19 protein-coding genes are annotated in these 24,382 nt (G+C 44.2%); 5 read left to right on the forward strand and 14 right to left on the reverse strand.

Features of this window, described 5'->3' with window-relative positions; genetic code table 11:
• Nucleotides 1-282 precede the first annotated feature (282 nt).
• Together IM485_RS16600 and IM485_RS16605 are read right to left on the reverse strand one after the other, a co-directional pair.
• On the reverse strand, nt 283-1,791 hold the full coding sequence (locus IM485_RS16600; protein WP_104397744.1) for an HMA2 domain-containing protein: 1,509 nt from the start codon (nt 1,789-1,791) through the stop codon (nt 283-285).
• Between the two features lie 464 nt (nt 1,792-2,255).
• Nucleotides 2,256-4,478, reverse strand: a complete 2,223-nt coding sequence (locus IM485_RS16605; RefSeq protein WP_104397743.1) for a molybdopterin oxidoreductase family protein — start codon at nt 4,476-4,478, stop codon at nt 2,256-2,258.
• Between the two features lie 242 nt (nt 4,479-4,720).
• Here IM485_RS16605 and dnaX point away from each other — a divergent pair, with 242 nt between their 5' ends.
• Together dnaX and grxD are read left to right on the forward strand one after the other, a co-directional pair.
• Entirely contained in the window at nt 4,721-7,975 is a 3,255-nt protein-coding gene (gene dnaX / locus IM485_RS16615) for a DNA polymerase III subunit gamma/tau (protein ID WP_353846021.1), read from the forward strand.
• A gap of 87 nt (nt 7,976-8,062) precedes the next feature.
• Entirely contained in the window at nt 8,063-8,386 is a 324-nt protein-coding gene (gene grxD / locus IM485_RS16620) for a Grx4 family monothiol glutaredoxin (protein ID WP_002770648.1), read from the forward strand.
• Nucleotides 8,387-8,865: 479 nt separating this feature from the next.
• On the opposite strand, the gene IM485_RS16625 is transcribed toward grxD, so the two are convergent.
• Nucleotides 8,866-10,605: a mechanosensitive ion channel family protein gene (locus tag IM485_RS16625; protein ID WP_287744418.1), complete on the reverse strand. Its 1,740-nt coding sequence runs from the start codon at nt 10,603-10,605 to the stop codon at nt 8,866-8,868.
• A 182-nt stretch (nt 10,606-10,787) separates the two neighbouring features.
• Here IM485_RS16625 and lipA point away from each other — a divergent pair, with 182 nt between their 5' ends.
• On the forward strand, nt 10,788-11,687 hold the full coding sequence (gene lipA, locus IM485_RS16630; RefSeq protein ID WP_287744421.1) for a lipoyl synthase: 900 nt from the start codon (nt 10,788-10,790) through the stop codon (nt 11,685-11,687).
• Between the two features lie 134 nt (nt 11,688-11,821).
• On the forward strand, nt 11,822-12,949 hold the full coding sequence (locus IM485_RS16635) for a class I SAM-dependent methyltransferase (protein WP_287744424.1): 1,128 nt from the start codon (nt 11,822-11,824) through the stop codon (nt 12,947-12,949).
• A gap of 47 nt (nt 12,950-12,996) precedes the next feature.
• Here the strand turns inward: IM485_RS16635 and bchB are convergent, their stop codons facing one another.
• Nucleotides 12,997-14,523: a ferredoxin:protochlorophyllide reductase (ATP-dependent) subunit B gene (gene bchB, locus IM485_RS16640; RefSeq protein WP_104397739.1), complete on the reverse strand. Its 1,527-nt coding sequence runs from the start codon at nt 14,521-14,523 to the stop codon at nt 12,997-12,999.
• Between the two features lie 156 nt (nt 14,524-14,679).
• Nucleotides 14,680-15,276, reverse strand: coding sequence for a nucleotide-binding protein (locus tag IM485_RS16645; protein WP_002740297.1), 597 nt, complete (start codon nt 15,274-15,276; stop codon nt 14,680-14,682).
• A 221-nt stretch (nt 15,277-15,497) separates the two neighbouring features.
• On the opposite strand from IM485_RS16645, the gene IM485_RS16650 reads away from it, so the two are divergent.
• On the forward strand, nt 15,498-15,854 hold the full coding sequence (locus tag IM485_RS16650) for a 4a-hydroxytetrahydrobiopterin dehydratase (RefSeq protein WP_287744430.1): 357 nt from the start codon (nt 15,498-15,500) through the stop codon (nt 15,852-15,854).
• 13 nt (nt 15,855-15,867) lie between these two features.
• Here IM485_RS16650 and IM485_RS16655 read toward each other — a convergent pair whose 3' ends face one another.
• The 9 genes from IM485_RS16655 to IM485_RS16695 all read right to left on the reverse strand — a co-directional run bounded on the left by IM485_RS16655 (nt 15,868) and on the right by IM485_RS16695 (nt 24,100).
• Nucleotides 15,868-16,455 carry a prepilin-type cleavage/methylation domain-containing protein gene (locus tag IM485_RS16655; RefSeq protein ID WP_287744432.1) on the reverse strand — a complete coding sequence of 196 codons (588 nt, stop codon included), beginning with the start codon at nt 16,453-16,455 and terminating at the stop codon, nt 15,868-15,870.
• 226 nt (nt 16,456-16,681) lie between these two features.
• Nucleotides 16,682-17,155: a tRNA (cytidine(34)-2'-O)-methyltransferase gene (locus tag IM485_RS16660; protein WP_104397736.1), complete on the reverse strand. Its 474-nt coding sequence runs from the start codon at nt 17,153-17,155 to the stop codon at nt 16,682-16,684.
• A gap of 147 nt (nt 17,156-17,302) precedes the next feature.
• Nucleotides 17,303-17,644, reverse strand: coding sequence for a hypothetical protein (locus tag IM485_RS16665; protein WP_104397735.1), 342 nt, complete (start codon nt 17,642-17,644; stop codon nt 17,303-17,305).
• Between the two features lie 327 nt (nt 17,645-17,971).
• On the reverse strand, nt 17,972-18,664 hold the full coding sequence (locus IM485_RS16670) for a hypothetical protein (RefSeq protein WP_104397759.1): 693 nt from the start codon (nt 18,662-18,664) through the stop codon (nt 17,972-17,974).
• 182 nt (nt 18,665-18,846) lie between these two features.
• Nucleotides 18,847-19,890: a DNA cytosine methyltransferase gene (locus IM485_RS16675; RefSeq protein ID WP_287744436.1), complete on the reverse strand. Its 1,044-nt coding sequence runs from the start codon at nt 19,888-19,890 to the stop codon at nt 18,847-18,849.
• A 156-nt stretch (nt 19,891-20,046) separates the two neighbouring features.
• A complete protein-coding gene (locus IM485_RS16680; RefSeq protein WP_149106571.1) occupies nt 20,047-21,708 on the reverse strand; it encodes an NAD(P)H-quinone oxidoreductase subunit 4 in 1,662 nt (553 codons plus the stop codon).
• 124 nt (nt 21,709-21,832) lie between these two features.
• Nucleotides 21,833-22,534, reverse strand: coding sequence for an ABC transporter ATP-binding protein (locus tag IM485_RS16685; protein WP_287662446.1), 702 nt, complete (start codon nt 22,532-22,534; stop codon nt 21,833-21,835).
• 74 nt (nt 22,535-22,608) lie between these two features.
• The gene (locus tag IM485_RS16690) at nt 22,609-23,346 is read right to left on the reverse strand and encodes a septal ring lytic transglycosylase RlpA family protein (protein WP_287744439.1); all 738 of its coding nucleotides are present in this window, start codon (nt 23,344-23,346) and stop codon (nt 22,609-22,611) included.
• 487 nt (nt 23,347-23,833) lie between these two features.
• Nucleotides 23,834-24,100, reverse strand: a complete 267-nt coding sequence (locus IM485_RS16695; protein ID WP_228009690.1) for a hypothetical protein — start codon at nt 24,098-24,100, stop codon at nt 23,834-23,836.
• Nucleotides 24,101-24,382 lie beyond the last annotated feature (282 nt).

A 24,382-nucleotide genomic window follows, 5' to 3' on the forward strand; every position in this document is an offset into this window, starting at 1 on the left:
AACTCAAAGCCTTAGTGTACAAACTTTACAAGCATGAGTTATTGATAGTTTTACATGACAGGTTCGGTAGAGCCGCCTTTTTTAACTTTTTTATTGATCTCATTAAGCATTTCTACTTATTGCAAAGGTGAGATGCTCCCTAGTGGTTTGGGGGGCTCGAACCTTAAATCGATTTTTAATTTAATTATAACCAGCTACTTATTTATTGACACAATTTATTTGAAATTATAGCATTTTTTGATAGTGCGGTCTGCTCCTCAGAAAATCCAGAAAACGGGTTTCTCAAAGAAACCCGTTTTCTAAGGGGTTAGGTTTCGGGGAGCGCAGGTTGTTCAGTTCTGCGAGGATGGCTGAACTGCCGTTGATTGCGGCGGCTGCCACCGGGTTAAGTCCCCAAAATGCCCCGACTGCCACCACTAACAGGTTGGGCAGAGTAGCGATCGCCAAACTACCGTAGGCAGTGGCAAGGGTATGCCGCGCCAGGGTAAAGGTGTAGCCAAGGGGCTGGAGATCGTGGCTGTGCAAGATGACATCTGCGGCCGCTTCCAATTCCCCTCTCCCTAGAGAAATGACCACCTGATCCTCCTGGGCAGCCAAGCAATCACTACCACTGTCGGTTATCCAAGCCACCCGCTTACCTTGGCGGCGCAACTGTTCTTGGAGGCCCTCAACAGCAGCCGCATCGGTGGCGAAGTGGATGTACTCAGAAGGGATGCCCCAACTCACCAGCAGCTCCGGAGTAATCAAGTCCTGGAAACTTTCGCGAGTAAAGGCCAGAGTATCCATCTGAGCCAGCTTTTCCAGTACCCTGGCATTGCGGATATAAACGCCTTGTCGCGCTGCCGCCGTCAGGGGCGAAACCACTGCCAAGGGAGTAACGCCCCGCAGAGAAACCCCGATGTCAAGGGGTAACAGCGCACTCGCACGCCCCAAGTCTCCCGTCAGGATTGCCCAAGTGCCACTCAGGAACAAAGTGGGTAGGATCGCTCCTTGGGCGACGGGTTTGAGGTTCTGGAGTAGTTCGGTTTTTTCGACGGAATCTAGCCACCCTTCTCGATCTGCCTCGGGAACGGGAGCGAACCGCTGCCGGTCAGAGAGCCAGTGGATTTCTGCGTCTTCTTGCTCGAACAGCAGGTATAGCTCGTCTTCTAGCTGTTGGAGCTTGCTCTGGCGCAGGCTCTCTCCCACTGCTGCCAGATTGAGGGCGAGTGCGCCAGCGATGTTGTTACCTTGCAGCAGTTGGTAACTCAACCAGAGGGGATCGAGGCAGTCTATTGTCACTTGTCCCTGCTGGGTGAGGGCTTGGCTAACCCTCTGCCAGAGAGGAATTGAAGCCGCAAGGACAATTCCTCCCACAATCGAGAAGGGCAGTTCTAGGGGAGCAGCAGCGATCGCCACAGCCAGGGTTAAGGCCGGCATCCCTAAAGTTGGCCAAGTCCCCTGATTCCTAGCCCCGACTTTCTCGCTTGCATCTGGCTCTCTTTCTAGGCCGGCCGCTAGGATGGCCGCTTGCAAGTAATTCAGGAGGGCCGTTGCTGACAGCATTTCCGCCTGGTAGGAGACAATCAGGGAGCAGGCTGCGGCATTGATGCGGCTCTCGCTGATAGCAGTGGTTCTCAGCAGCGATCGCTGCAAGCGTCTGGCAAATTCGTCATCCCAATTGAGTCGGGGAATGCGAATTCGCAGCCGTCCGGGAATTTGATGGGCGACTTGCCAATCTACCCACTCAGGGGGTGCTGGGGAATTTTCTGATGCTTGAACTGGCGCGGGAGTCAGAGTTGTTGTCGTCATGGTGAGGTGATTCGAGAGGGGCTACCGACTGGCAGCGGGACGAACAAGACATTCAACAGCAGGCTGACAGCAGCGACGTAGATGATACCAGTTTTCGACTTCCATCTAAAAATCGAAAGAAAAGTACCCCCGCATTATACCATAAAAAAATTATGTAAGAAGTGCATTCAGCTAATCTAAGGATAGGCGGTTAAAATGCGTCTTGAGTTAATAAGTAAGGTTTGCTGAAAAAGTTTGTTGTTGGGGTTAGGAGTCAGTAGCCAGTAGTCAGTAGTCAGGAGAATTAAGAATGAATAATAATCAGTTAAATGGTCTATTTACAGACTTTATGCCATTTAATCTTTATTTTTGACGTTTTTGAACACTGAAAAATTAATTATGCAAGAGGTTTTTAAACACAAACTACCTATCAGATTGTGGAGAATTGGTATTACAAAAGTAACCAAAGGGAAAGCCAAATTTGATTAGGGAGTTGCCAGAAATTGACTGGGAGATAATTCGGCATTAACTAAAGACTTCAACGGGATTAATTTGACAGCACAAGCTTTTAATTCTGGTTGCAGGGAAATCGGACAAGCGGCCGGATGGGTGAGACTATTGGCCTCAGAATTTTCTGCCCACAGGGCCCCCCAGTGCATCGGCACAAAGACACAATTAGGAGCAATTGCTTTGGTAATTAAAGCGGGAAAACGGGCAGAACCGCGACGAGAACGCACCTCCACCCATTCCCCAGTTTCTATGCCCAATTTTGCCGCATCTTGGGGATGAATTTCCAGAAAAGGTGCGGGGTGCATTTTGACAATTTTCTCGATGCGGCCGGTGCGAGTTTGGGTGTGCCAGTGACCGTACAAACGCCCCACGGTCAACACTAGGGGATAATCATCGTCCGGGGGTTCCGCTAGACCTTTACTGTGGTAGGCAGCGAAAACAGCACGACCATCGGCAGTATTAAATTTACCATCGGTATAAAGGCGTTTTGCGGCTGTTTTTTGGCTTTTATCTTCATCTTTAACTAAATTATCCAGTAATTCCCCGGAATTAGCGGTTTTAGGGGCGGAAATTTCATCGATGGAATCGGGCCACGGTCGGGGAGTCTCGGCCAGGCGCTCATAATTAATCGCCGTTATATCACAAGGACGTTTATATGTCAAGCGGGCAAACTCGGAATATACCTCGGCGGAATCCTGAAAATTAAATTGTGCCTGAAACCCCAAACGGCGACCAACTTCGGCAAAAATTTGCCAATCGGCCCTAGCTTGACCGACGGGAGGGCGAAAAGCCTTATTTAAAGTCACCATGCGCTCAGAATTGGTCATTGTTCCCGTTTTTTCGCCCCATTGGGCTGCTGGCAGTAATAAATGGGCATAGGCGCTGGTTTCCGTGGGATAGTAGGCATCCTGATGGATAGTAAAAGGGGATTTTAACAGGGCCGCCTTGGTGCGTTCTAGATCAGGCATACTAACAGCCGGATTAGTGGCGGCAATCCAGAGAAGTTTGACCTCTCCCGTCTCCAAACCAGTAATCATACTCCAAGCATCGCGACCGGGGACCGGAGAAATCCGGCCGGCAGGTAAACCCCAAGCTTGTTCCACTTCGGCCCGGTGTTGGGGATTTTTGACGGAACGATAACCGGGGAGAAGATGGCAGAGGCCGCCAGCTTCCCGTCCTCCCATGGCGTTGGGTTGTCCGGTTAGGGAAAAAGGACCAGCCCCCGGTTTACCGATATTAGCCGTCATTAGGTGTAAATTGATTAAAGTGCGGGCTTTGGCCGTGCCTTCGCTAGATTGATTAATACCCATCGACCAGAGAGAAAGCACTCTTTTTGATTCGGCCCAGTAGCGGGCAGCCTTTTCTAAATCGTCGATGGGGATACCGCATTTATGCGCGACGATTTCCGGGGGATAATGGCGGATAATTTCGGCGTATTTGGGGAAATCCTGGGTGCATTTATCGATAAAATAGGTATCGATCGCCCCCCAATTCAGTAACAGGTGAGCAATACCGTTAAATAGGTCAATATCAGTCCCCGGGTTAATGGCTAGGTGGAGATTAGCGGCCTCGGCGGTTTTTGTCCTGCGGGGATCAACGACGATTAATTTCGCTTCTTTGTTACCTTTGAGATACTTGTGCAGACGGTTAAAGATGATGGGGTGACATTCGGCCGTATTTGTCCCCACCAGAAAGGCACAATCGGTTAATTCTAGGTCATCGTAACAGCAGGGGGGACCGTCGGACCCGAAACTGTCCCGATAAGCGGCCACGGCCGAGGACATACAGAGACGGGAATTAGCATCAAAGTTATTGACTCCCAGACAGCCCTTGACCAGTTTTTGGGCGATGTAGTAATCTTCGGTGTGAAATTGTCCCGAACCGTATAGACAGATACTTTCCTTTTCCCCCTGAGCGATTAGAGTTTGGATACGGTTAACGATGCGATCGAGGGCTTCTTCCCAGGTACAAGGACGGAATTGCTCTTGGAGAGAATCGCGGATCATCGGGGTTTTGAGGCGATTTTTATCGATTGATTCCGCTACGGTGGCCCCTTTAACACAGACCATACCTTGACTGGAGGGGTGGGACTTGTCCCCGAAGACTTTCCATGCTTGTCCGGCCGACGCGGGGGGGGTGACTGTCAAACCACAACCTACTCCACAGTAAGGACATTGGGTTTTTGTAGATTCAGTCATAAGCAGTTGGTCTGATTAGTGGCGCTGTCTTTAGGCATACTAAGATAGTCCGCAGATTTTCTCGGCGAAATTGTAGTTATTAATACAATTTATTAGAAGCCTTAGCTAAATTGCCATTCTTGTGATGCAAATCGCGCATTACAACTGGCTAGATAAAAAGCATACACTTGTTCTCGTGTTGAAAAAGAATCGGCATAGGATAATAGTAGTCTCTAGGGTGCGGAAAAAGTTTTCAGCCAGTCATGACCTACGAACCTCTACATCATAAGTATCGTCCCCAAACCTTTGCCGATTTGGTGGGACAATCAGCGATCGCCACGACCCTGAGTAATGCCTTAATCAGTGAGCGAATCGCTCCTGCATACCTATTTACTGGACCCAGAGGCACGGGGAAAACCTCCTCGGCGCGAATTTTAGCCAAATCCCTCAACTGTCTGTCTAGTGACCATCCGACGCCGATTCCCTGCGGTAAATGTTCCGTCTGTCAAGCGATCGCCAATGGTTCGGCCCTAGACGTGATCGAAATTGATGCCGCTAGTAATACCGGTGTGGATAACATTCGGGAAATTATCGAGCGATCGCAATTTGCCCCCGTCCAATGTCGTTATAAAGTCTATGTCATCGATGAATGCCTGACTGGGGATAGCCTTGTTTTCACCGAAACGGGATTAATCCCCATTAATCATCCTGAGATTCTCGGAAAACGAGTTCTCAGTTACAACGAGAGCAGCGGAGAGTGGGAATATAAAAAAGTCCTGCGATGGCTAAACCGAGGCGTAAAAGCAACTTTAACCATTCAAACCAGAAATCGGACGATTAATTGCACTGGTAATCATTTGATTAGAACAGAAAAAGCATGGATACAAGCAAAAAATCTCAAAATCGGCAATCATATCTTATCCCCTGTGAATGTGGCTGCGGGCAACTCATCTCTAAGTATGGAAGGGATGGACATAACCGACGTTTCGTTTCAGGGCATCAAAACTATGGCAATAGTAACGCAACAAGAGTTTATGACTTGGCCTCTATTTTGCAACAGGCTGAATCCATCAAGCCCTTTTGTCAGTGTGGCTGTGGGGAAAAACTGGAAATTCCCTTGTTTCTCCAACAAAAAGGCAGAGGGATCAAAAGTATTGAATCCTATTGGCAAAGACATCCTTACAAACAAGGACACGGTTTATGGGAAAAGCGAACCAAAAAATTACTGTTCCATCGAGAATCTTTGTCCTCAAACAGCCTCGGACTTATATACGGGACTTTACTCGGAGATGGAACTATCGATTACCCCAACCAAAACAGTCGATGGCCGAGAATACGCTGGAATCATGGCAGTAAACAACAAGAATGGCTTGAATACAAAGCCAGTCGTCTTCCAGAGTTACAAATTCAGTCACAAATCGTTGCCAACGGTGGATATGGAGAACTTTCAATCTATGCCCGCAGCGTTTGTCATCCCAGCCTTGGAGAAGTTTTCCAGATGGTCAGACCTCAAGGAGAACGAAAATTTGTTTCCCTCAATTGGCTGGAAAACATCACGCCCGAAGGACTGGCTTGGTGGTATATGGATGACGGATCACTCAGTATCACCCCTCACGGAAGCCGTTTTATCCAATTACACACGGAAGGATATTCCCCCCCCGAAAATCAACTTATTGCCGATTGGCTCACTCAAAGAGGTTACGCTACAAAAAGCCTATCCTATACTCGACACAGTACGGGGAAGATCTATCATTACCTCAAAATGGGAGCATCGGCCACAGCCCGATGGATTGCCGATTTACAACCCTATGCAATCCCCTCAATGGCTTACAAATTTCGAGGAAGTGATAGGGATTCAAGAAGGTGACACAGAAAGCGTCTATGACCTAGAAGTGGAGGACAATCATAATTTTGTTGCCAATGGGTTATTAGTTCATAACTGCCATATGCTCAGTACGGCGGCCTTTAATGCTTTGCTGAAAACTCTGGAAGAACCGCCAGATCGAGTGATTTTTGTGCTTGCTACCACCGATCCTCAGCGTGTCTTGCCTACCATCATCTCCCGTTGTCAACGCTTTGATTATCGCCGTATTGCTCTCGATGCGATGGTGGCACACCTACAAAAAATCGCCCAAATAGAAGCGATCGATATTAACCTAGAAGCATTAACCCTAGTGGCTCAGATCGCTAACGGTGGTTTACGCGATGCGGAAAGTCTCCTCGATCAATTAAGTTTACTCGCAGGAACGATTACGGCCGAGCGAGTCTGGGATTTAGTCGGTGCAGTCCCCGAAAGAGACCTCTTAACCCTACTTAAAGTCATTCATGGCAATATTCCCGATCAAGTTATCGAACAATGTCGCCATCTGATGAATCGCGGTAAGGAACCTTTAATCGTCTTGCAAAATCTAGCGGGGTTCTATTTAAACCTACTTTTAGCCAAAACCGCCCCTAATCGTCCAGAAATGGTGGCTGTCACTGCTCCCACTTGGCAGGAATTATGTACGGAAGCGCGTACTTGGTCTTTAGAGGAAATTCTCCGCGGTCAACAACTTCTTAAAGACAGCGAAACACAACTAAAAAACACCACTCAACCCCGTCTCTGGTTAGAAGTCACTCTATTAGGACTGTTACCGCAAGCACAGGTGATTCCTCTAGTTGCCACGGTAGCACCTTCCCGTCCCCAAACCAGCGTCGAGAGGCCCCCTGAAGTGATCACAGCGCCGGCGCCAGTTAATGAACCGATAAAACCGGCGGTTATCACCCCGACAACTAGCGTCGCAGTGCCGAAAACTGAGGTTAAAACTGTTGCTAGTGATGACAATCATGAACAAATTTGGCAGCAGGTTTTAGAAGTAATGGAACCCCCCACTACTCGCACTCTCTTGCGTCAGCACGGCAGTCTTTTTAATATGGAAGAATCGAGTGCTTATTTAAGCATATCTTCGGAACAATTATTAAAAATGGCCCGGCTACGATTGACTAATATTGAGTCAGCTTTCGAGGCAGTTTTTCAGCGCCGGATTAAAGTTCACTTACAGGTAGGTTCCGCTACTGCTGCCATGGCTGCGGAAGTTTCCCCATCCCCGGCGGCTAGGATACAACCACCACCAGAAACCGCAGCAACTCCACCAATAACTCCCGAAAATAAAGTTATGACCGTGGTGGATATTCCCCCGGTCAAAGAAGCAATTATCGAGAAAAAAGAAGCAAAGATCACTGCATCGGGAACCCCAAAAACTCCTAGCACAGAACTGCCCCAAAAAATCTTAAATTTTGATTCATCTTTAGAGACATTAGATCAAGATGTCGATGTTAGCGAAATTTTGGCGGCCGCTCAAAAGTTAGCGAAATCTTTTGATGGTGAACTGGTCAATATGGGTTATTCAGTGCCAGAAAATTCGGCCGTAGAAACTAAAGTTAATAAGTCTCTGGAAAATATGACTATCGTGCGCGGGAGACCTGATGTTAACGAAATTTTAGAGAGTTTGGAGGAGGACGAAGACCTTCCTTTTTAAGGCTATCTCAACGGCTTGTGCTAAACTGATAGGATATGCCACGTCTCAGGATTGGCTATTCTTGCTCAAATTCTAGCTACTAGACCTATGACACCCGAAACTAAGGACAGAATCGATCAATTAGTTCAGAATAACAAAGTTCTTGTGTTCATGAAGGGCAATAAATTAATGCCTCAGTGTGGTTTCTCGAATAACGTCATACAAATTCTCAATATTCTGGGGGTTTCCTACGAAACTGTCGATATTCTGCAAGATCAGGAGTTAAGACAAGGAGTTAAGGAGTATTCCAATTGGCCGACTATTCCCCAAGTCTATATCAACGGTGAATTTATTGGCGGTTCCGACATTATGATCGAACTCTATCAAAATGGGGAACTACAACAAATAGTCGAGGTAGCCTTAGCTTCCTAAAAATTTTCTAGGTTAGGTTAGCTATCCTAACCTAGTTTAAACCTACCAAACAGTAATCAGTGATCAGTAATCAGTGAAAAGACGGCAATTTTCTACTTAGGGTTTGCGGCAAAAAGTACGGGCGAAGCATTCGGGCAATAAGGGACTTGCGTGGGAATAATATCCCAATCGATCGGAGGGCGCAAGCTTTGCGCCCCTACAGTAACGGATTTTGTCCACAATGTAGGGGCGAACTGCGTTCGCCCAAAAGGTACATTATCAAAGCGCAAGTCCCTAACCTATCGGTGAAACCGTAGATTTTCTATCCGAATGCTTCGCCCCTACAGGACGCGGAGTGATAACTGCTAACTGATAACAAATCCGTTTTTAATAGTGTGATTAACTCTCAAGTTATGAATTGTTTCTCCCTTCTCCCCACACCCTACACCCTACACCCCACTCTCCTATACCTTTTAAACAGGATTTAGTATCACTCCCTTTTAAAACTGTCCCTTGAATTCTTCTCTATCTCTTGCTATGAGGAAACTTTGTTGGGGGATACCGATGTGAATTCCCTTCTCCTCAAAAGCAATCTTGAGACGACGACGATACTCTCTTTCTATGTCCCATTGTCGTAATCTTTTGACGACAATTCTGAGCATAATTTCCATTCCCGTGTGAGAAACCCGACTGACACCAGCAACCTGCACGGGATTGATGATATCTTCTTGCCATTGTGGATCTACAGCCATATTTTCAGCGATGGCTGCCATTAAAGCGATCGCCAGATCTGGCTCGGTCTGATAGGCGACTTCGATGGTAAAATCGACCCGCGCCCAATCTTTGCTGAGGTTGTGTGCGGTGATAATTTGGTTATGGGCAATAGTGATTAAACGTCCGTCGGCGGCCCGCAATTGAGTCGCTCGCAAACTCATATTTTCCACCAAACCAATAAACTCCTGAAACTGGACCATATCACCGACGGTGTATTGATCTTCAAAGACAATCAGAAAACCGTTAATCCAATCTTTTAAAAGATCCTGAAAGGCAAAGGTGAGCAATGCTCCCACTAAACCGGCTCCCGTGAGTAAAAAGGCGAAAGAAAGGCCCATCCAACTCAAAAAAACCAAAATTCCCAGAAAAATAGCGATAAATGTGATAATTTGTCGCCAAACTTCTAATAAAGTGGGAGCGCGCAGAATCCTCCTTTCCAAATTTTCGGAAAAAACCGCTCCTTCCTCTACCCACTCGCGTAGTCTGGAATTAACGTAGAGATTAACCATATTGCTGACTGATGTCATCAGCAACCAGATGATAAAAATCTGTAAAGGAATACGGATTATTCCGCGTCCTTCTAGCCTAGTTTCGGGAAATACATACAAAATCGCCGCTATTCCGCCAAACCAAAGCAGTATCAGTCCAATAAGAGCCAGTCTTTTCCAGAGAATATTTAGCGTCAGTTGTCGCTGAATATCAGCCTGTTGACGGAAATTAGAGGAATCTTCTAGAGAGGCTAAAATCGGCTCTTGGGAGCGATCTTTTCTGGGGGGGGAATTTATGGGTAAATTTTGATCGGATTGCCTTTTAGCTTGTTTTTTGAGGAGATTAAAGCGATTTCTTAGGTGTTTCTGCCACCAAATTGATACCCAGCTTAAGAAAGTTAGCCCCAAAATAATTATAGTGGCAGTCATTACCTGTTGCCGACGAGGGGCGGGCTGACGTTCTTGCCAAGCTTGGAGCAAAGCTGTTTGGATGATTTTAACCCATCTGTCCGCTAAATCGCCAACCGAAGAAGAATCGATCAGGGCATCAACTTCTGTTACTGTCAGAATTACCTGTTGCGGTAAATTCTGGTTATCCTTGGCCACAATCACGGTTAAATTATTGAGAGTCGCCGTACTTACTTGCAGGGTTGTCGGATCGAAACCCCGATTGATAATATTATTTAAGCCCCTTTCAATGCGGCTAGCCCGTCTTTCTACCGGGGAGAGTTCCCGGGCCTCAGAAGCGGTAAAATCTTGGGAGGCAATCTGAAATAAGGTAAATCCATCTAGATGCACGGAAGCATATTCTATATCCCCGGCTACAAAAATCCTTGTACCCGTGGGAGATACAAATGGAACCAGAAAATTTTGGCCTAGGGATGGCTGGGGATTAAGAACAAAAATACTAACCAAGAGGCAACCCACCAATCCTTGAATGACCAGATTGAAAATTTTTCCCCGTTGCCGTCGTCCCATTGCCCAAGTTTCCTTTTTGATTAACAATAATCTTGAGTCGCTTTCTCAGCTTATGACAGTTATCTTAAGGGTGAGATCAAAAGTTTTCGTTTTGGGGAGTCGGTCGTCTCTCTCCCTTCTCCCTTCTCCCCAGTGATAACTGATAACTGGAATCCCCAACCCCCAACATTAGTTAACTTCTCATGTCCAATATACCCCCACAGTGGCGCGAGGAAATAACCTCTTTACCTCCTTGGTTACGGCGTTCACTCGGCAAATCTAGCGAAATTTCCACGGTTCAGCGCATTATCAAACAAAGGAACATTCATACTATCTGCGAGGAGGGTCGCTGTCCTAATCGCGGCGAATGTTATGCCCAAGGTACGGCGACTTTTTTGTTGATGGGTCCCACTTGTACCAGGTCCTGTGCTTTTTGTCAAGTGGATAAGGGTCATGCACCCATGCCTCTCGATGTGGAGGAACCGCAAAAAGTGGCGGAAGCGGTGCAATTGTTAAATTTAAGTTACGTTGTCTTGACTTCTGTAGCCAGAGATGATATGGAAGACGGCGGGGCCAGTTGGTTTGTGCGGACGATGACGGCGATTCGCGAACTCAATCCCCACACTTTAATTGAGGTGTTAACCCCGGATTTTGCTGGAGGTAAGGGAAGTCAACAGGAACGGGTGGCGACGGTGGTGGGGGCAAAACCCGCCTGTTACAATCACAATATCGAGACGGTGCGCCGTTTGCAAAAGCCGGTTAGACGCGGGGCTAAATACGATCGCTCTTTGGCGGTTTTGCGTTATGTTAAGGAAATCGATCGCTCAATTCCGACGAAATCCGGCTTAATGGTCGGTCACGGTGAGACAAAAGAGGAAATTATCGAGACTTTGGCAGATTTACGCGCGATCGACTGCGATCGAGTTACTATTGGTCAATATATGCGTCCTTCTCTGGAACATTTGCTCGTACAGAAATATTGGACTCCCGCAGAATTTAGCGAGTTGGGAGAAATTGCCCAAAAAATGGGTTTTTCCCAAGTTAGATCCGGCCCCCTAGTCCGCAGTTCCTATCATGCCGGAGAGGAAATCAGTTATCAGTGATCAGTGATCAGTTATCAGTTATCAGATGTAAGTTTTAAGTTAATTAGTTAGTTATCTTTATCTTTATCTTTATACCTGTTTACTGATTACTGTTTACTGATCACTGAAAAATCTTACCCACTTCCCCGATCAAGATGAATTTAGAAGCAATCATCCTAGAGGAAATTAAACAATCAGTAGCGGGTCGAATTAGCTTCGAGCGCTGGATGGATTTAGCTCTCTATAACCCTGATTATGGCTATTACACCTCTGGAAAAGTAGAAATTGGCTCAAAAGGAGATTTTTTTACTTCCTCGTCCCTAGGGGCAGATTTTGGTCAATTGTTAGCAGAGCAATTTGTCGAGATGGCGGAATTTTTGGGCAATTCGCCTGGATTTACTTTAGTGGAAGTGGGAGCAGGTTCGGGGATTTTAGCGAAAGATATCCTTGATTATTTAAGTGATAGCTATGCTGATTTTTACGAAAATCTCAGTTATATAATTATTGAACAATCTCAGAAACTCAGGGAAAGACAACGGGCAACTTTAGCGGGATATTCCCCGGTATCTTGGCAAAGTTGGCCGAATTTAGACGATAATTCCCTTGTGGGTTGTGTGTTTAGTAATGAGTTAATCGATGCTTTTCCTGTCCATCGAGTTGTGATCGAGTCGGGAGAATTGCGAGAAATTTATCTGGGATTGGGGGAACCTTTTCAGGAGATTATCGCAGATTTATCCACCGACAGAATCAAAGACTATTTTGATTTAGTGGGGATAAATATTCCTTCCCCACTTTATCCGGAGGGTTATCAAACCGAGGTAAACTTATTAGCTTTAGACTGGTTAGAAACCGTTAATCGGAAACTCGATCGAGGTTATATCTTAACCATAGATTACGGTTACACTGCCGAAAAATATTATCATCCCCAAAGAAGTCAAGGAACCCTACAATGTTATCGACAACATCAGCGTCATGATCATCCTTATTTGTGGGTAGGAGAACAAGATATTACCACTCATGTGGATTTTACTGCTTTACAACGTCAAGGGGAGAAATTAGGCTTAAAAAATCTCGGTTTTACTCAGCAAGGATTATTTTTAATGGCTTTGGGATTAGGGGATAGATTAAATGAACTTTCTCAAGGAAAAATCGATATATTAACTATATTTCAGCGTCGAGATGCCTTACATCAATTAATAAATCCCACCGGTTTAGGAAGATTTGGGGTTTTAATTCAGGGGAAAGGAGTAGAGGAAAGAATACTTAAGGGATTAAGTAGATAACTAAAAAATAGGGCTGAATGCTGTTAACTTTCAGCCCTAAGAAATAATTAAGCTCCTACGGATTCTTTAGCGGCATACATTACCTCTAAAGTTATTTCACCAATACCTCGATCGCGGGCGAATTTTTCGGTATTTCGTTTGACTTTCCCGCGCACAAAACCGGGTATTTTCTGCAATTCTACCGTAGCTTCCTTATTCCAATTTAGGTCAGAATCTGCCGAAATACCCTTAGTAATTACCTCTTTGGTATCATGACCACCGAATATCTCTAATAGGTGATCTTCCATACCCAAAGTAAAGGAATTATAGACCAAATCGGCGATCTGATTAGTGCCTTCGTAACCTAAGAAAGGTTTATAACCGAGGGGGAAATTTTGGATATGAATAGGTGCGGCAATTACTCCACAGGGAATATCTAAACGTTTGCCGACGTGACGTTCCATTTGAGTACCAAATATCGCCGCTGGTTCTAATCGAGCAATAGCATCTCCTATCGCCCCATTATCATCACTAATTAACACTTCATCGCAATATTCACTCACTTGTTCCCGGAACCAATCCGCATCATACTTGCAATAAGTACCCGCTAAAACCACATGAATTCCCATCTCCCTGGCGAGAATTTTTGTCATAGCGGCTGCGTGGGTATTATCACCAAAAACCACCGCTTTTTTCCCGGTTAAATTCTGACAGTCAATGGAACGAGAAAACCAAGCAGCTTGGGAGATATGCAGAGTTTGTTCATTGATAAAATCTTCGTAATCTACTGCTGCACCTTGGGCATTAATTACCTCTTGGATTTTGCGAATACAGCGCGCTGTTTCCACCACTCCCATGGGGGTAATATCAACGTAGGGCATAGCGAATTCACTTTCGAGATATTTGGCTGTCATTAATCCCACTTCTCGATAGGGAACCAGATTAAACCAAGCGCGGGGCAGATTTTTTAAGTTTTCCACCGAGGCAGCTTCGGGAATAATTTCGTTAACTTCAATGTCCAAATCTGCCATTAACCGCTTTAATTCCGTGCGATCATGTTGGTTATGGAAACCGAGGGTGGTAATACCGATAATATTAACCGAAGGTTTAGGGGTTTTCTGGGAGATAATTTCCCCTTTTCTCTGGGCCTTATCGAGATAATATTTGATAATTTGATAGAGGGTTTTATCGGCCGCTTGTAGTTCATTATAGCGATAGTGGTTGACATCGGCCAGTAGCACATCTCCTTGGGCATCCTGTCGCGCTCTTTCGACAAAGTTTTGTAAATCCTCTTGGAGAATACTGGAGGTACAGGTGGGGGTTAAAACAATTAAATCGGGACTTTCTTCGCGATCTTTGCGAACAATATTATCGACGACTTTTTCTTGGGAACCCCGGGCTAAAACATTACGATCGACAATACTAGCAGTGACGGGGGTAAAATTACGCTCCCTTTCCAACATCGAGCGCATGACGTTAAAATAATCGTCTCCCAGAGGAGCGTGCATGATAGCATGAACATTTTTAAAGGAACTGGCGATCCTTAAAGTGCCAATATGAGCGGGACCCGCATACATCCAATAGGCCAATTTCATAGAGGGTTCTCCTACAGTCAGACTTTTTTTGATTGTCTCAGACTTTACGGATTTAGGAGTGAACACTTAACGGAAGATTACAAAAAGTCCCCATGCAGATTAAGTATCTTTTCGGGGAAAAATGACATAAATATTAATGTTAACTTTTTTAACAATTTATGTCATTAGGGCAAAAATTTCTTTACCGACCGCTTGGTAACAAAGCCAACCGAAATTCGACCGGGGGTCGGGATAATCTTTGACGATAACTCCCTTTTCGGCCGCTCGTTCAAAAGCGACTAAACGGGGAATTTCTCGCTTAAATAGCGGTAATTTCGCTTCTTCTAGAGCTTTCCGCGCTTCCCGTCCTGTTTTTGTCCGTGAATCCACTTGGGTTAACAGAACTCGATAATTATCGGTCATCGTGGACAGCAATTCTGCCGCTTTAATGGTGACATCGATATCGAGATGATTGGGAGTGGTGGGTAAAATTAATAAATCGCTGCCCTGAGCTAAATCTTTTAACTCGTCTGGCTCCGGCCGGGCCTGGGTATCGACGATAATATGAGTGTATTGTTTCACCAGTCCCGTCGCTCCAGCTTGGGACGCTACCATAAAAGGAAGGGTATCTTCCCGGGACCAATGGAGAGCCGAACGATTTTTATCCGCATCAATCAATAGGGTGGGCGCTTTTTCTTGAAAATAGGCGGCCAAATGAATCGATGTGGTGGTTTTCCCGACCCCTCCCTTCAGTGCTACGACGGAAATAATCATGAACGGCTCGATCGAATAAGTGAGTATTTTCTAGTGTAATCCCAGACGGACTGAAAACCGTTTAAGTTTCCCCCCAGAAAGGCTATCTGTCGGGATTCTCGATTTTTGAGCGTGGCTCTCTCGATATTTTGGTGTAATGTGTTTCTTAATGTTAGATTTTGGGCTTATGCTCTCCCGATCGATCACTTTTTCTGCTCACCACAACTACGGGAGCGTCTTCAATGTTGAACCAATTCTTAGCAATAGCGATCGCTTTCATGATTGGGTTAACTGGGGAATTAGTCCTCTCTTTACCCACTACTCGTTTATCCGATCAAGAAATCTCCCAACAATTACAGACTATCCCGGGCTGGCAGTTACGAGATCAACGGATTGAAAAAACTTTTAAATTTAACAATTTTATCGAAGCGATCGCTTTTGTTAATCGCTTAGTTACTCCGGCTGAATTACTAGGTCATCATCCTGATATTACCATCAATTACAATCGCGTCACTCTTTCCCTCACTACCCATGACGTGGGAGGTTTAAGTAACTTAGATTTTGATTTAGCTCAACAAATCGATCGCCTGATTCCCTAGTTTTAAATCAGCTTTAAAGCACACATCTATCATCTTGACGAATATCCCAACTACCATCAACACGGAATAAAAATAAACAGCGTTTGTCGGGTGTACCCGAAGCAACTAAAGTAATTCTGCCTAACTGTCCCCAAGAACCTCCTAAACCCCCCCTTGTATCGGCCCAACTAGCGCGATAAATTGTACCTTGATTACCCACAGGTCCACTAACTCGGCGTAGGGTAGAATTATTAGTATCGATGCTAACACCGCGAGTGATGGGAGTCCATTCGGTGACATTTTCACATTCGTCCCCCTGCACTTTGGCCACTTTAATCTGTTCGGTTTCACTTTCTGCCATGCACAAAGATAGGGGATAAGAACCTTCTCCCATGGCTTGGTAACGGGTATTTTTCCACTGCTGTGATATTTCAAAGGTGGCGATATTTAAGCGAATCCAAGCTATTAAACGCTGATAAACAGAAAGGGCAATGGTTAAGAGAATTCCTAATAAAATTAAGGTAACTAACATCTCGACTTGAGTTAAGCCAGAGGTGGATTTTTGCCGATGAAAAAGCTGTAGATTGCCAAAATGTTTTCGAGAAAGGTCGAAGATATTCATGAGCCTCATCTTGCCTTTTTATTTTCAATAAATTATGGGATTAGAAAGGAACAAAAATTAATTTGCGCTAGGATAATCCACATAATTTCTTGCTGTTATTACGGACAAGATTGACGGTGATCGCTATTTTTTTCTGATATGGGCAAAAATCAGCTAAATAAAAGCAATTTTCTGATTTTTTGCTCAATTTAGTTTATTTGCTCTGTTTATATAGCCAAATGTCCCGCTAACGAGTAAATCCCAATTGTCGTCTGGCCTCGAATAATCCGATCGCCACACTAACGGAAAGATTTAAACTTCTCACCCCCGGTTCTGCCATGGGAATATAAACCGTGTCATCGCACTTATTTAATAAATCTGCCGGAATACCGTCGGTTTCACTGCCAAAAAGTAGCCAATCTCCGCTTTGATAGGTGTACTGGACATAACTGCTGCTGCCGCGCACGGTAAACCCGATCGCTCGTCCGCCGCTCTTTTGTTGATATGCACAGAAATTACCTATTGTCAAGTGGTACATAAGTTTTACATAAGGCCAATAATCTAAGCCGGCCCGCTTTAGATAGCGATCGCTAATTTCAAAACCCAAGGGACCAACTAAATGCAATTCTGTCCTCGTTGCGGCGCAGGTACGGGCAATATTCCCCGTATTTGGCGGAATTTGCGGATTAATTAAAACCACTCGTAAAATTGCTTCAGTCATCAGTTATCAGTTATCGGTTATCAGTTCACTGTTCACAGCAAAAAACTCCCCACCTCTCAATTCATAATTCATAATTTATAATTTATAATTCCCACTTCCCTTGGGTGAGGACTAACTATACCGGATTCTGCCCCACCCTAGTCAAACTTATTTTAAATTGGCATAACTATCCATACTCAACGGAACTAAATCGCCATAGATAGTCAAACCTAACAACATTGTTTCATTAGCGGGGATTAACTTGCCTGTGAGAGCGCAAATCTCATTTTTTCTAGCTGTAGCGTTAAATACTGCCCTTATATCACCAGCACAAAACTGCGGTCGATAATCTCCTGATTTCTGCTGAACGAAATTCCATAAGACATCGCGAATGAGTGCTTGATAACCTTGATTGCCGGAAATCTCTTTCAGCTTGTCTTTGAGGACTCTTTCCAGACGAATGCTGGTGACTTCCATATCGGTAGTGGTGGTGCGTGTGATTGTCCGCATAATTTTTTCTCCCGAATACTAAACCTATTGGTGTTACAAGTGTAGTATAGGGAAGATACCTTTAACAAGCACAACCCAAAAACCATCACCTCTGTTGGTTTCCTATTTTTACCTCTAGGGAAAAACCGCGTCTAGTCAGAATCCTATTTTGGTGCTAGAAAAAACATTGCTTATAGCCTATTTATTAAGAAAATTTTAGGTAGAGTGCGTTAGGTAATCTCTCATTTGTAGGAAAAAAATCAAGCTCTCGTTAAGGAACGGATATTTAATGAGTAAAAATTATTAGACAAAGGACAAGAGAGGCATTTATTATCCCGATTTACTCTATTATTGGTCAAGTAACCCATCTTTAATTTCCCTTCTGATCTCATCTAAGTATTGGGAAGCTTGCTGATAATTAGTATGATCTTGATCGTTTATTTCTACCCCTTCTGCTAGTTTTAATACTGATGTATGATTGGGATCAATAAATTTTGGGATCGGTAATTTAATCGGGATAACTTGATGATTAGAAAAATAGGTGGCAAAATCAAAATAGCCGAATTTAGAATCAAAAACAATCCATTCTTTGTCAATTAATTGTAGCTTAGTATCTTTGACATCAAAAGCGTATAAAAAAGCGGCGGTATAAAAACCCGCATAATAGAAAAAGTCATTATCATTGCTAAAACTGCAACCAGAAGCTGTAGTGGGATGACCAGGACATATATGAGGTATAAATTCTTCTCTAGAATGATATTTTTGTATTTTTTCTAACACATAACTATCGTATTTAGGACGACGACAACATACGGTATGACCATAGACAGACGTTAAAACAAATCTATCTCCTTTATATCTCAATCCCAAGGAACACTCATCATAACTTAAATCAACCATATCTCCCCCCTCTCCATAGTCTCTATTGTTAGAAGTTTTCTTGTAATAGAAGCTATAATGAATATCTCCATCCGTGCCATTATATTCTTTTTTTCGGAGACGAATAGCATTGATTAATTTAATCCAGTCAGACTTCAGCATAAACGGCAATCGCATTGATTAAATAATTAACCATTATTATAGCAGTTATCTTAACGGTGAGATAGGAAGTTTTGGTTTTGGGGAGCCGGTCGTCGGTCGTCCATAGCAAATTAGGTTATACTTCATCTTGATAAGAAACGCTGTCCTATACCCAAACCCCTAGAAAAAATTGTTATTGTTCCTCAGATTGACAATAGTTCTAATTGTTTTCCCTGTAGGTCTCTAACCCTGATATTTTCTTGAGAATTTCTGGATAAATCTAAAGCTTTAATCACCTCTTTTGCCACCGCTTTTACCACGGGAATAGCCACAGAATTGCCGAACTGTTTATAAGCTTGGACATCGCTAACAACAATCTGAAAACTATCGGGAAATCCCTGTAATCTTGCCCATTCTCTGGGGGTCATTCTGCGGACGAATAATTTATTTACCTCTCCCTTAATGCGAGTAACGGGAGTAAAATTAGTCAGTCTTTGATCGATAACTAAATTTCTTTCTTTTCCCATACCTCCCACCACAATAGCATTAGCGATACCATCGGGAGAAATAATCTCATAACCGAACCCATTACCTTTATTTTCGTGTCTGGCCCTGTGTTTAAACAAAGTTTCTAAATACTGATTAGAGAGATAATATTTAACGCTGACTTCCTTTTCTTCCAGGATATCTTTGAGACAAGTTTCTTGATGGGGTGGTTGAGGATAGGAAAAATGGTAAATATTTAAATCCTCTCGAAAACCGACGATAAAAATTCGGGGACGGTTTTGAGGAACCCCAAAATATCTGGCATTTAAAATCTGGGGACTAGGGACAAAATAATGCAAATCCTTTTCTAGTATATCTAAAATAGTTTTTAAAGTTTTACCTCGATCATGATGGACTAAACCCTGGACATTTTCTAAGATAAAAGCTTTCGGTTTCTTTTCGTGTAGGATCCGGGCAACTTCAAAAAATAAGGTTCCGCGTGCATCTTCAAAACCGTGTTTTCTGCCGGCGATACTAAACGCTTGACAGGGAAAACCGCCACAGAGTATATCATGATCGGGGACAGTTTTTGCCTCTAATTTTCTGATGTCTTGATTATCGGGTAAATGACCATAGTTAGCCAAGTAAACCTTTTGGGAGTGAGGATCGATTTCCGAAGAAAAAACGCATTGACAACCGAGATTTTCTAGGGCGATTCTAAATCCTCCTATACCGGCAAATAAATCAATAAAAGTCCACATATTTTCTCTATTCTAAGCTTCCGTTTTGATCCCAGAGACGATATTAAACCGGCTACCTTAGATTTTAGTATAAATGCTCGCATCTTTCTCCTCGCCAAAAAAAATCAGGAGCAGAATTTCCACTCCTGATAACCTATTCACTTTGGACTTGCCAATTTATTGGAATATACTGGCAACTTTGGCGCTTACGTCCGGTTGAGTTTCAGCGTAGATATTTTGACGAGTAGCGGCGATTTCTGTGTAAGCTTGACGCACTTCCGAGTTAACTGCCACCGTTTTCACATCGTAGATACGGGTAGCCAGTTGGGGATAAAAACCGATAGCGACAATCAAAGCGAGGAAAGAGACAGCGATAAAGATTTCTCTGGGTTTAGCGTCAATATATTCTGATTCGTCAGGAAGGACACAGCTAGTACCAAAACAAACTGCTTGTTCGTTGCTTTTGTTGGGGGTAATGTTAGTAATATCGCAGGAAGAACCATCTCCGTAGAAAACTTGACGAAGCATGGAGAGTAGATAAATCGGGGTGAGGATTAAACCAACGGAAGCGAGGAAGACAGTCACAACCCGGAAGGTTTGGCTATAAACGTCACTGCTAGTGACACCGATGAATACAGTAATTTCGCTGGCAAAACCGCTCATTCCGGGTAAAGCTAGGGAAGCCATGGCGCCGGCAGTAAAGAGAGCGAAGACTTTCGGCATCGCTTGGGCAATCCCACCCATCTCGTTTAAAGCTAAGGTATGGGTGCGGTCGTAGGTGACACCAGCAAGGAAGAATAAGACGGCGGCAATTAAACCATGGGAGAGCATTTGTAACATAGCGCCGCTAATACCCACATCGGTAAAGGAAGCAATCCCTAAAAGGACGAATCCCATGTGTGAGACCGAGGAATAAGCGAGACGGCGTTTCATGTTTTGTTGACCGAAGGAAGCGAAAGCACCGTAGATAATATTGACGACACCGAGAATCGCTAGAATCGGAGCAAAGTAGATATGTGCATCGGGTAGAAGCCCCATATTAAGGCGGATTAAACCATAACCACCCATTTTAAGGAGAACACCAGCGAGAATCATCGATACAGGTGCAGAAGCTTCACCGTGAGCATCAGGGAGCCAAGTATGGAGGGGGAAGATAGCGAGTTTGACACCGAAAGCGATTAATAAACCAGCGTAAAGGACTAATTCTAAAGCGAGGGGATAATCTTTAAATCCTAATTCCGCCATATCAAAGGTCATCGTACCACCACCGTAAAGGGCCATGGCCAGACCGGCAACGAGGATGAAGATAGAAGCGGCGGCGGTGTAGAGTAAGAATTTAGTGGCGGCATAACGACGTTTTTGACCACCCCAGATGGAAACGAGTAGATAAACGGGAATTAACTCGATTTCCCACATTAAGAAAAATAATAATAAATCTTGGGCGACGAAAACACCAATCTGAGCGGCGTAGAGCAACAGCATCAGGAAGTAGAATAAACGGGGTTTGCGGTCCACTTGCCACGCGGCCAAGATAGAAAGGGTTGTCACCAATCCTGCTAATAAAACTAACGGTGCCGAGATACCATCCACCGACACCGCCCAACTTAAACCAATTTGGGGAACCCAATCGATTTTTTCTACTAATTGTAGGTTGGGGTTGCTTAAATCATATTTTTGTAAAAAGACGTAGCACATTAATATAAAGTCTGCTAGTCCGACTCCAAGAGCAAACCAACGAACGGTTTTTCCTTCCTTGTCGGGGATTACAGGGATTAGGAAGGAGGCAAGCAAGGGTAGCAAAATGATGGCAGTGAGCCAGGGGAAGTTAGCCGTTAGCATGGCAGTAAGAAAAAATACCTATTTCGTTATGTGTTCATTTTATGCGACTTTGTAAAATTTTGTGAATATTTTTTCTCCTACCTTTACCATAGGATTTTATCTATAGTTGCCGCATCATCATCGATTAACCCAAATAGGCCTGTTTGACCCGCTCATCCCTGAGTAAATCCCCGGCTTCTCCCGCAATAGTCAAGCGTCCCGCTTCCAAAACATAGCCGCGATTGGCAGTTTCTAGGGCTAAATTAGCGTTTTGTTCCACTAACAGGATAGTTACTCCCGATTCGTTTAATTTACGGATGATACTGAATATTTCTCGCACTATCTGCGGCGCTAGTCCTAAACTGGGTTCGTCTAGTAACAATAACTTGGGACGACTCATTAAAGCTCTGGCGATCGCCAGCATCTGTTGTTCCCCACCGCTTAGGGTTCCCGCTAACTGCTCTCGGCGCTCCGATAGTCGGGGAAAAAGTTGCCACTGCTCTTCGATATCGCTTTTTACTCCTAGGCGATCGCTTCTCGTATAAGCACCTAACTGCAAATTTGTCAAGACTGTTTGACGAGCTAAGATTCTTCTACCTTCCGGACTATGGGCAATTCCCCGTTTAACGATTTCATGGGGCGGTAAATGGGTAATATCTTGACCCTGATAGATTATTCGCCCCGTCTTTGCCGTTAAAATCCGAGATATCGTCTTTAGAGTCGTCGTTTTTCCTGCTCCGTTCGCTCCAATCAGGGTGACAATTTCCCCCGTTTCTACCCTTAAACTAACCTGCTGTAATGCCTTTATTCCGCCATAATTAACCGATAAATCGTTAATTTCTAACATAAACCCCGTCAAATCCCAATAGGATCACTATAGCAGTGATCAGTGATCAGTGATCAGTGATCACTGATCACTGATTATCTGCCTAAAACTTCCAAGACCACTGGGGCAACTCCCGATTGGAAGACACCGATAATCGCTGCCGCACCTCTGGAGAGGTCGATGACGCGACCACCGCTAAACGGACCGCGATCGTTAATTCTGACCACCACCGATCGCCCGTTACGCAGATTAGTTACCCTAACCCTAGTGCCGAAAGGCAGATAGCGATGAGCGGCAGTTAAACCACTAGAGTTAAAAGTCTCACCACTAGCAGTGCGACGACCATGGAAACCAGGACCATACCAAGAGGCCATTCCCCGTTTACGGGGGCGACTGCTGGTTTTTGTCCCTTGGGTTGTTTTTGGCTTCTCCGGCGTTGTCACTGAGGCAGGATTGCTGGCCGGAACCGGCTTGACTTGATTGGGTTGTGATTGGGGTTGTATCGTCGAAGGAATGGCCTCTTGGGTTCGGGGTGTAACGCTTGCTGGGACGGTATTTTCTTTGTCCACTAGGGACTCCAAAGTTTTTAGAATTTCGTTAGCATTATCTTGAACCGAACGTGATACTTTAATATCTGAATCGAATGTTCGACTATTAGAAAAAGCGGACAGAACGGTTTGAGTAGTTGACTCGATAACAGTTTGACGACCTACGCTAATATCCGTCAGGCTGTTGCTGTGTCCTGCTGTCTGGGAACAAATTATCGAGGCTGTAGTCCCCACTACGGTAAGGGCAGTTACAGCTTGTAGTTTGTTGATCAGTTGTTTATTCATAGACTTTCTTATTGTGCGTTAGCAAGTTCCCAATGCAAAGCTGAAGGAATTTGCTAACATTCCTTTTTGCTTGCAAAGCTAACTTGGTTGCGTTCTGTTCAACCCTATCACGGAAAATTGGTTGGTCATTACGAGAATTTATATCGTTATCGGGCAAGAGAATCAAAAATTTAAATAAAGGGTTGACTTGCGCTAAAAACTAAGTTAGGATGAAAAGTTTTTAATTTTTTGTCTCCTAGAGGGGGGCAAGATTAGGAAAACTTAGGGAATTAGTGAAATTTCGAGGGGGAATAATGCTAGTATTGACAAGGCTTTCAGGGATTATCAGCCTTCCTCGATTTCCCTCTATGTATGCAGATAATGGTTAATAAAACTGTTTTCTTCGCTACAAAAAACTAGATTTTTAATATCAATGTTAAATCGGACTAAGGATCAAAGATTAAAAATTATAATAGGGGCTTGACAAGCGACTAAAAATAAGTTGTTATTAGCCAAACTTAACTATAGAATCAGAAATGCTGATACAGGCTAATACTAAATCCTGTTTAAAAGGTATAGAGGATTGGGGAAGTGGGGAAGTGGGGAGTTTTTCGCTGTGAACAGTGAACTGAAAAACCCGCATCTGATCACTGAATACTGGATACTGAAGACTGACTTGAAAGAGGGTGTAGGGAAAGAAACCTCTTTCATCTGTGGGGGTGAAAATTTTTTCATCGGGACTGACTCCTAACCCCACGAAAAGCTTTTTCGGCAAACCCTATCTAATGTGTACTGGGTTTCCTTAGGTCAATCCAACCGACAAGAGCGGCTATAAAGTCTCATATAATCAAGACAGCAGGTCATCCCATAGGTAATTCTCAAATGAATTATAAGATTGACATAGAACAAGAAAAAGGGCTCTACCGAACCTGTCATGCAAAACTATCAACAACTCATGCTTGTAAAGTTTGTACAATAGGGCTTTGAGTTTTTGTTAGATTGATATTTATCAACTTTAGAGCATTGCTGGACAGAGAGGGAGCTTGGGGAATTTTCT

The organism is Microcystis sp. M169S2, assembly GCF_020245865.1.
In the GTDB taxonomy this organism is placed as follows: Bacteria; Cyanobacteriota; Cyanobacteriia; order Cyanobacteriales; family Microcystaceae; genus Microcystis; species Microcystis ichthyoblabe_A.

What these genes read in the sequence shown, in the direction of transcription:
- IM485_RS16605 (WP_104397743.1), bottom strand. Translation starts at nt 4,478, where the DNA reads ATGACTGAATCTACAAAAACCCAATGTCCTTACTGTGGAGTAGGTTGT.
- IM485_RS16655 (WP_287744432.1), bottom strand. Translation starts at nt 16,455, where the DNA reads ATGAATATCTTCGACCTTTCTCGAAAACATTTTGGCAATCTACAGCTT.
- IM485_RS16675 (WP_287744436.1), bottom strand. Translation starts at nt 19,890, where the DNA reads ATGTGGACTTTTATTGATTTATTTGCCGGTATAGGAGGATTTAGAATC.
- bchB (WP_104397739.1), bottom strand. Translation starts at nt 14,523, where the DNA reads ATGAAATTGGCCTATTGGATGTATGCGGGTCCCGCTCATATTGGCACT.
- IM485_RS16670 (WP_104397759.1), bottom strand. Translation starts at nt 18,664, where the DNA reads ATGCTGAAGTCTGACTGGATTAAATTAATCAATGCTATTCGTCTCCGA.
- IM485_RS16680 (WP_149106571.1), bottom strand. Translation starts at nt 21,708, where the DNA reads ATGCTAACGGCTAACTTCCCCTGGCTCACTGCCATCATTTTGCTACCC.
- IM485_RS16645 (WP_002740297.1), bottom strand. Translation starts at nt 15,276, where the DNA reads ATGATTATTTCCGTCGTAGCACTGAAGGGAGGGGTCGGGAAAACCACC.
- IM485_RS16625 (WP_287744418.1), bottom strand. Translation starts at nt 10,605, where the DNA reads ATGGGACGACGGCAACGGGGAAAAATTTTCAATCTGGTCATTCAAGGA.
- dnaX (WP_353846021.1), top strand. Translation starts at nt 4,721, where the DNA reads ATGACCTACGAACCTCTACATCATAAGTATCGTCCCCAAACCTTTGCC.
- IM485_RS16650 (WP_287744430.1), top strand. Translation starts at nt 15,498, where the DNA reads ATGTTGAACCAATTCTTAGCAATAGCGATCGCTTTCATGATTGGGTTA.
- grxD (WP_002770648.1), top strand. Translation starts at nt 8,063, where the DNA reads ATGACACCCGAAACTAAGGACAGAATCGATCAATTAGTTCAGAATAAC.
- IM485_RS16600 (WP_104397744.1), bottom strand. Translation starts at nt 1,791, where the DNA reads ATGACGACAACAACTCTGACTCCCGCGCCAGTTCAAGCATCAGAAAAT.
- IM485_RS16665 (WP_104397735.1), bottom strand. Translation starts at nt 17,644, where the DNA reads ATGCGGACAATCACACGCACCACCACTACCGATATGGAAGTCACCAGC.
- IM485_RS16660 (WP_104397736.1), bottom strand. Translation starts at nt 17,155, where the DNA reads ATGACTGAAGCAATTTTACGAGTGGTTTTAATTAATCCGCAAATTCCG.
- lipA (WP_287744421.1), top strand. Translation starts at nt 10,788, where the DNA reads ATGTCCAATATACCCCCACAGTGGCGCGAGGAAATAACCTCTTTACCT.
- IM485_RS16635 (WP_287744424.1), top strand. Translation starts at nt 11,822, where the DNA reads ATGAATTTAGAAGCAATCATCCTAGAGGAAATTAAACAATCAGTAGCG.
- IM485_RS16685 (WP_287662446.1), bottom strand. Translation starts at nt 22,534, where the DNA reads ATGTTAGAAATTAACGATTTATCGGTTAATTATGGCGGAATAAAGGCA.
- IM485_RS16690 (WP_287744439.1), bottom strand. Translation starts at nt 23,346, where the DNA reads ATGAATAAACAACTGATCAACAAACTACAAGCTGTAACTGCCCTTACC.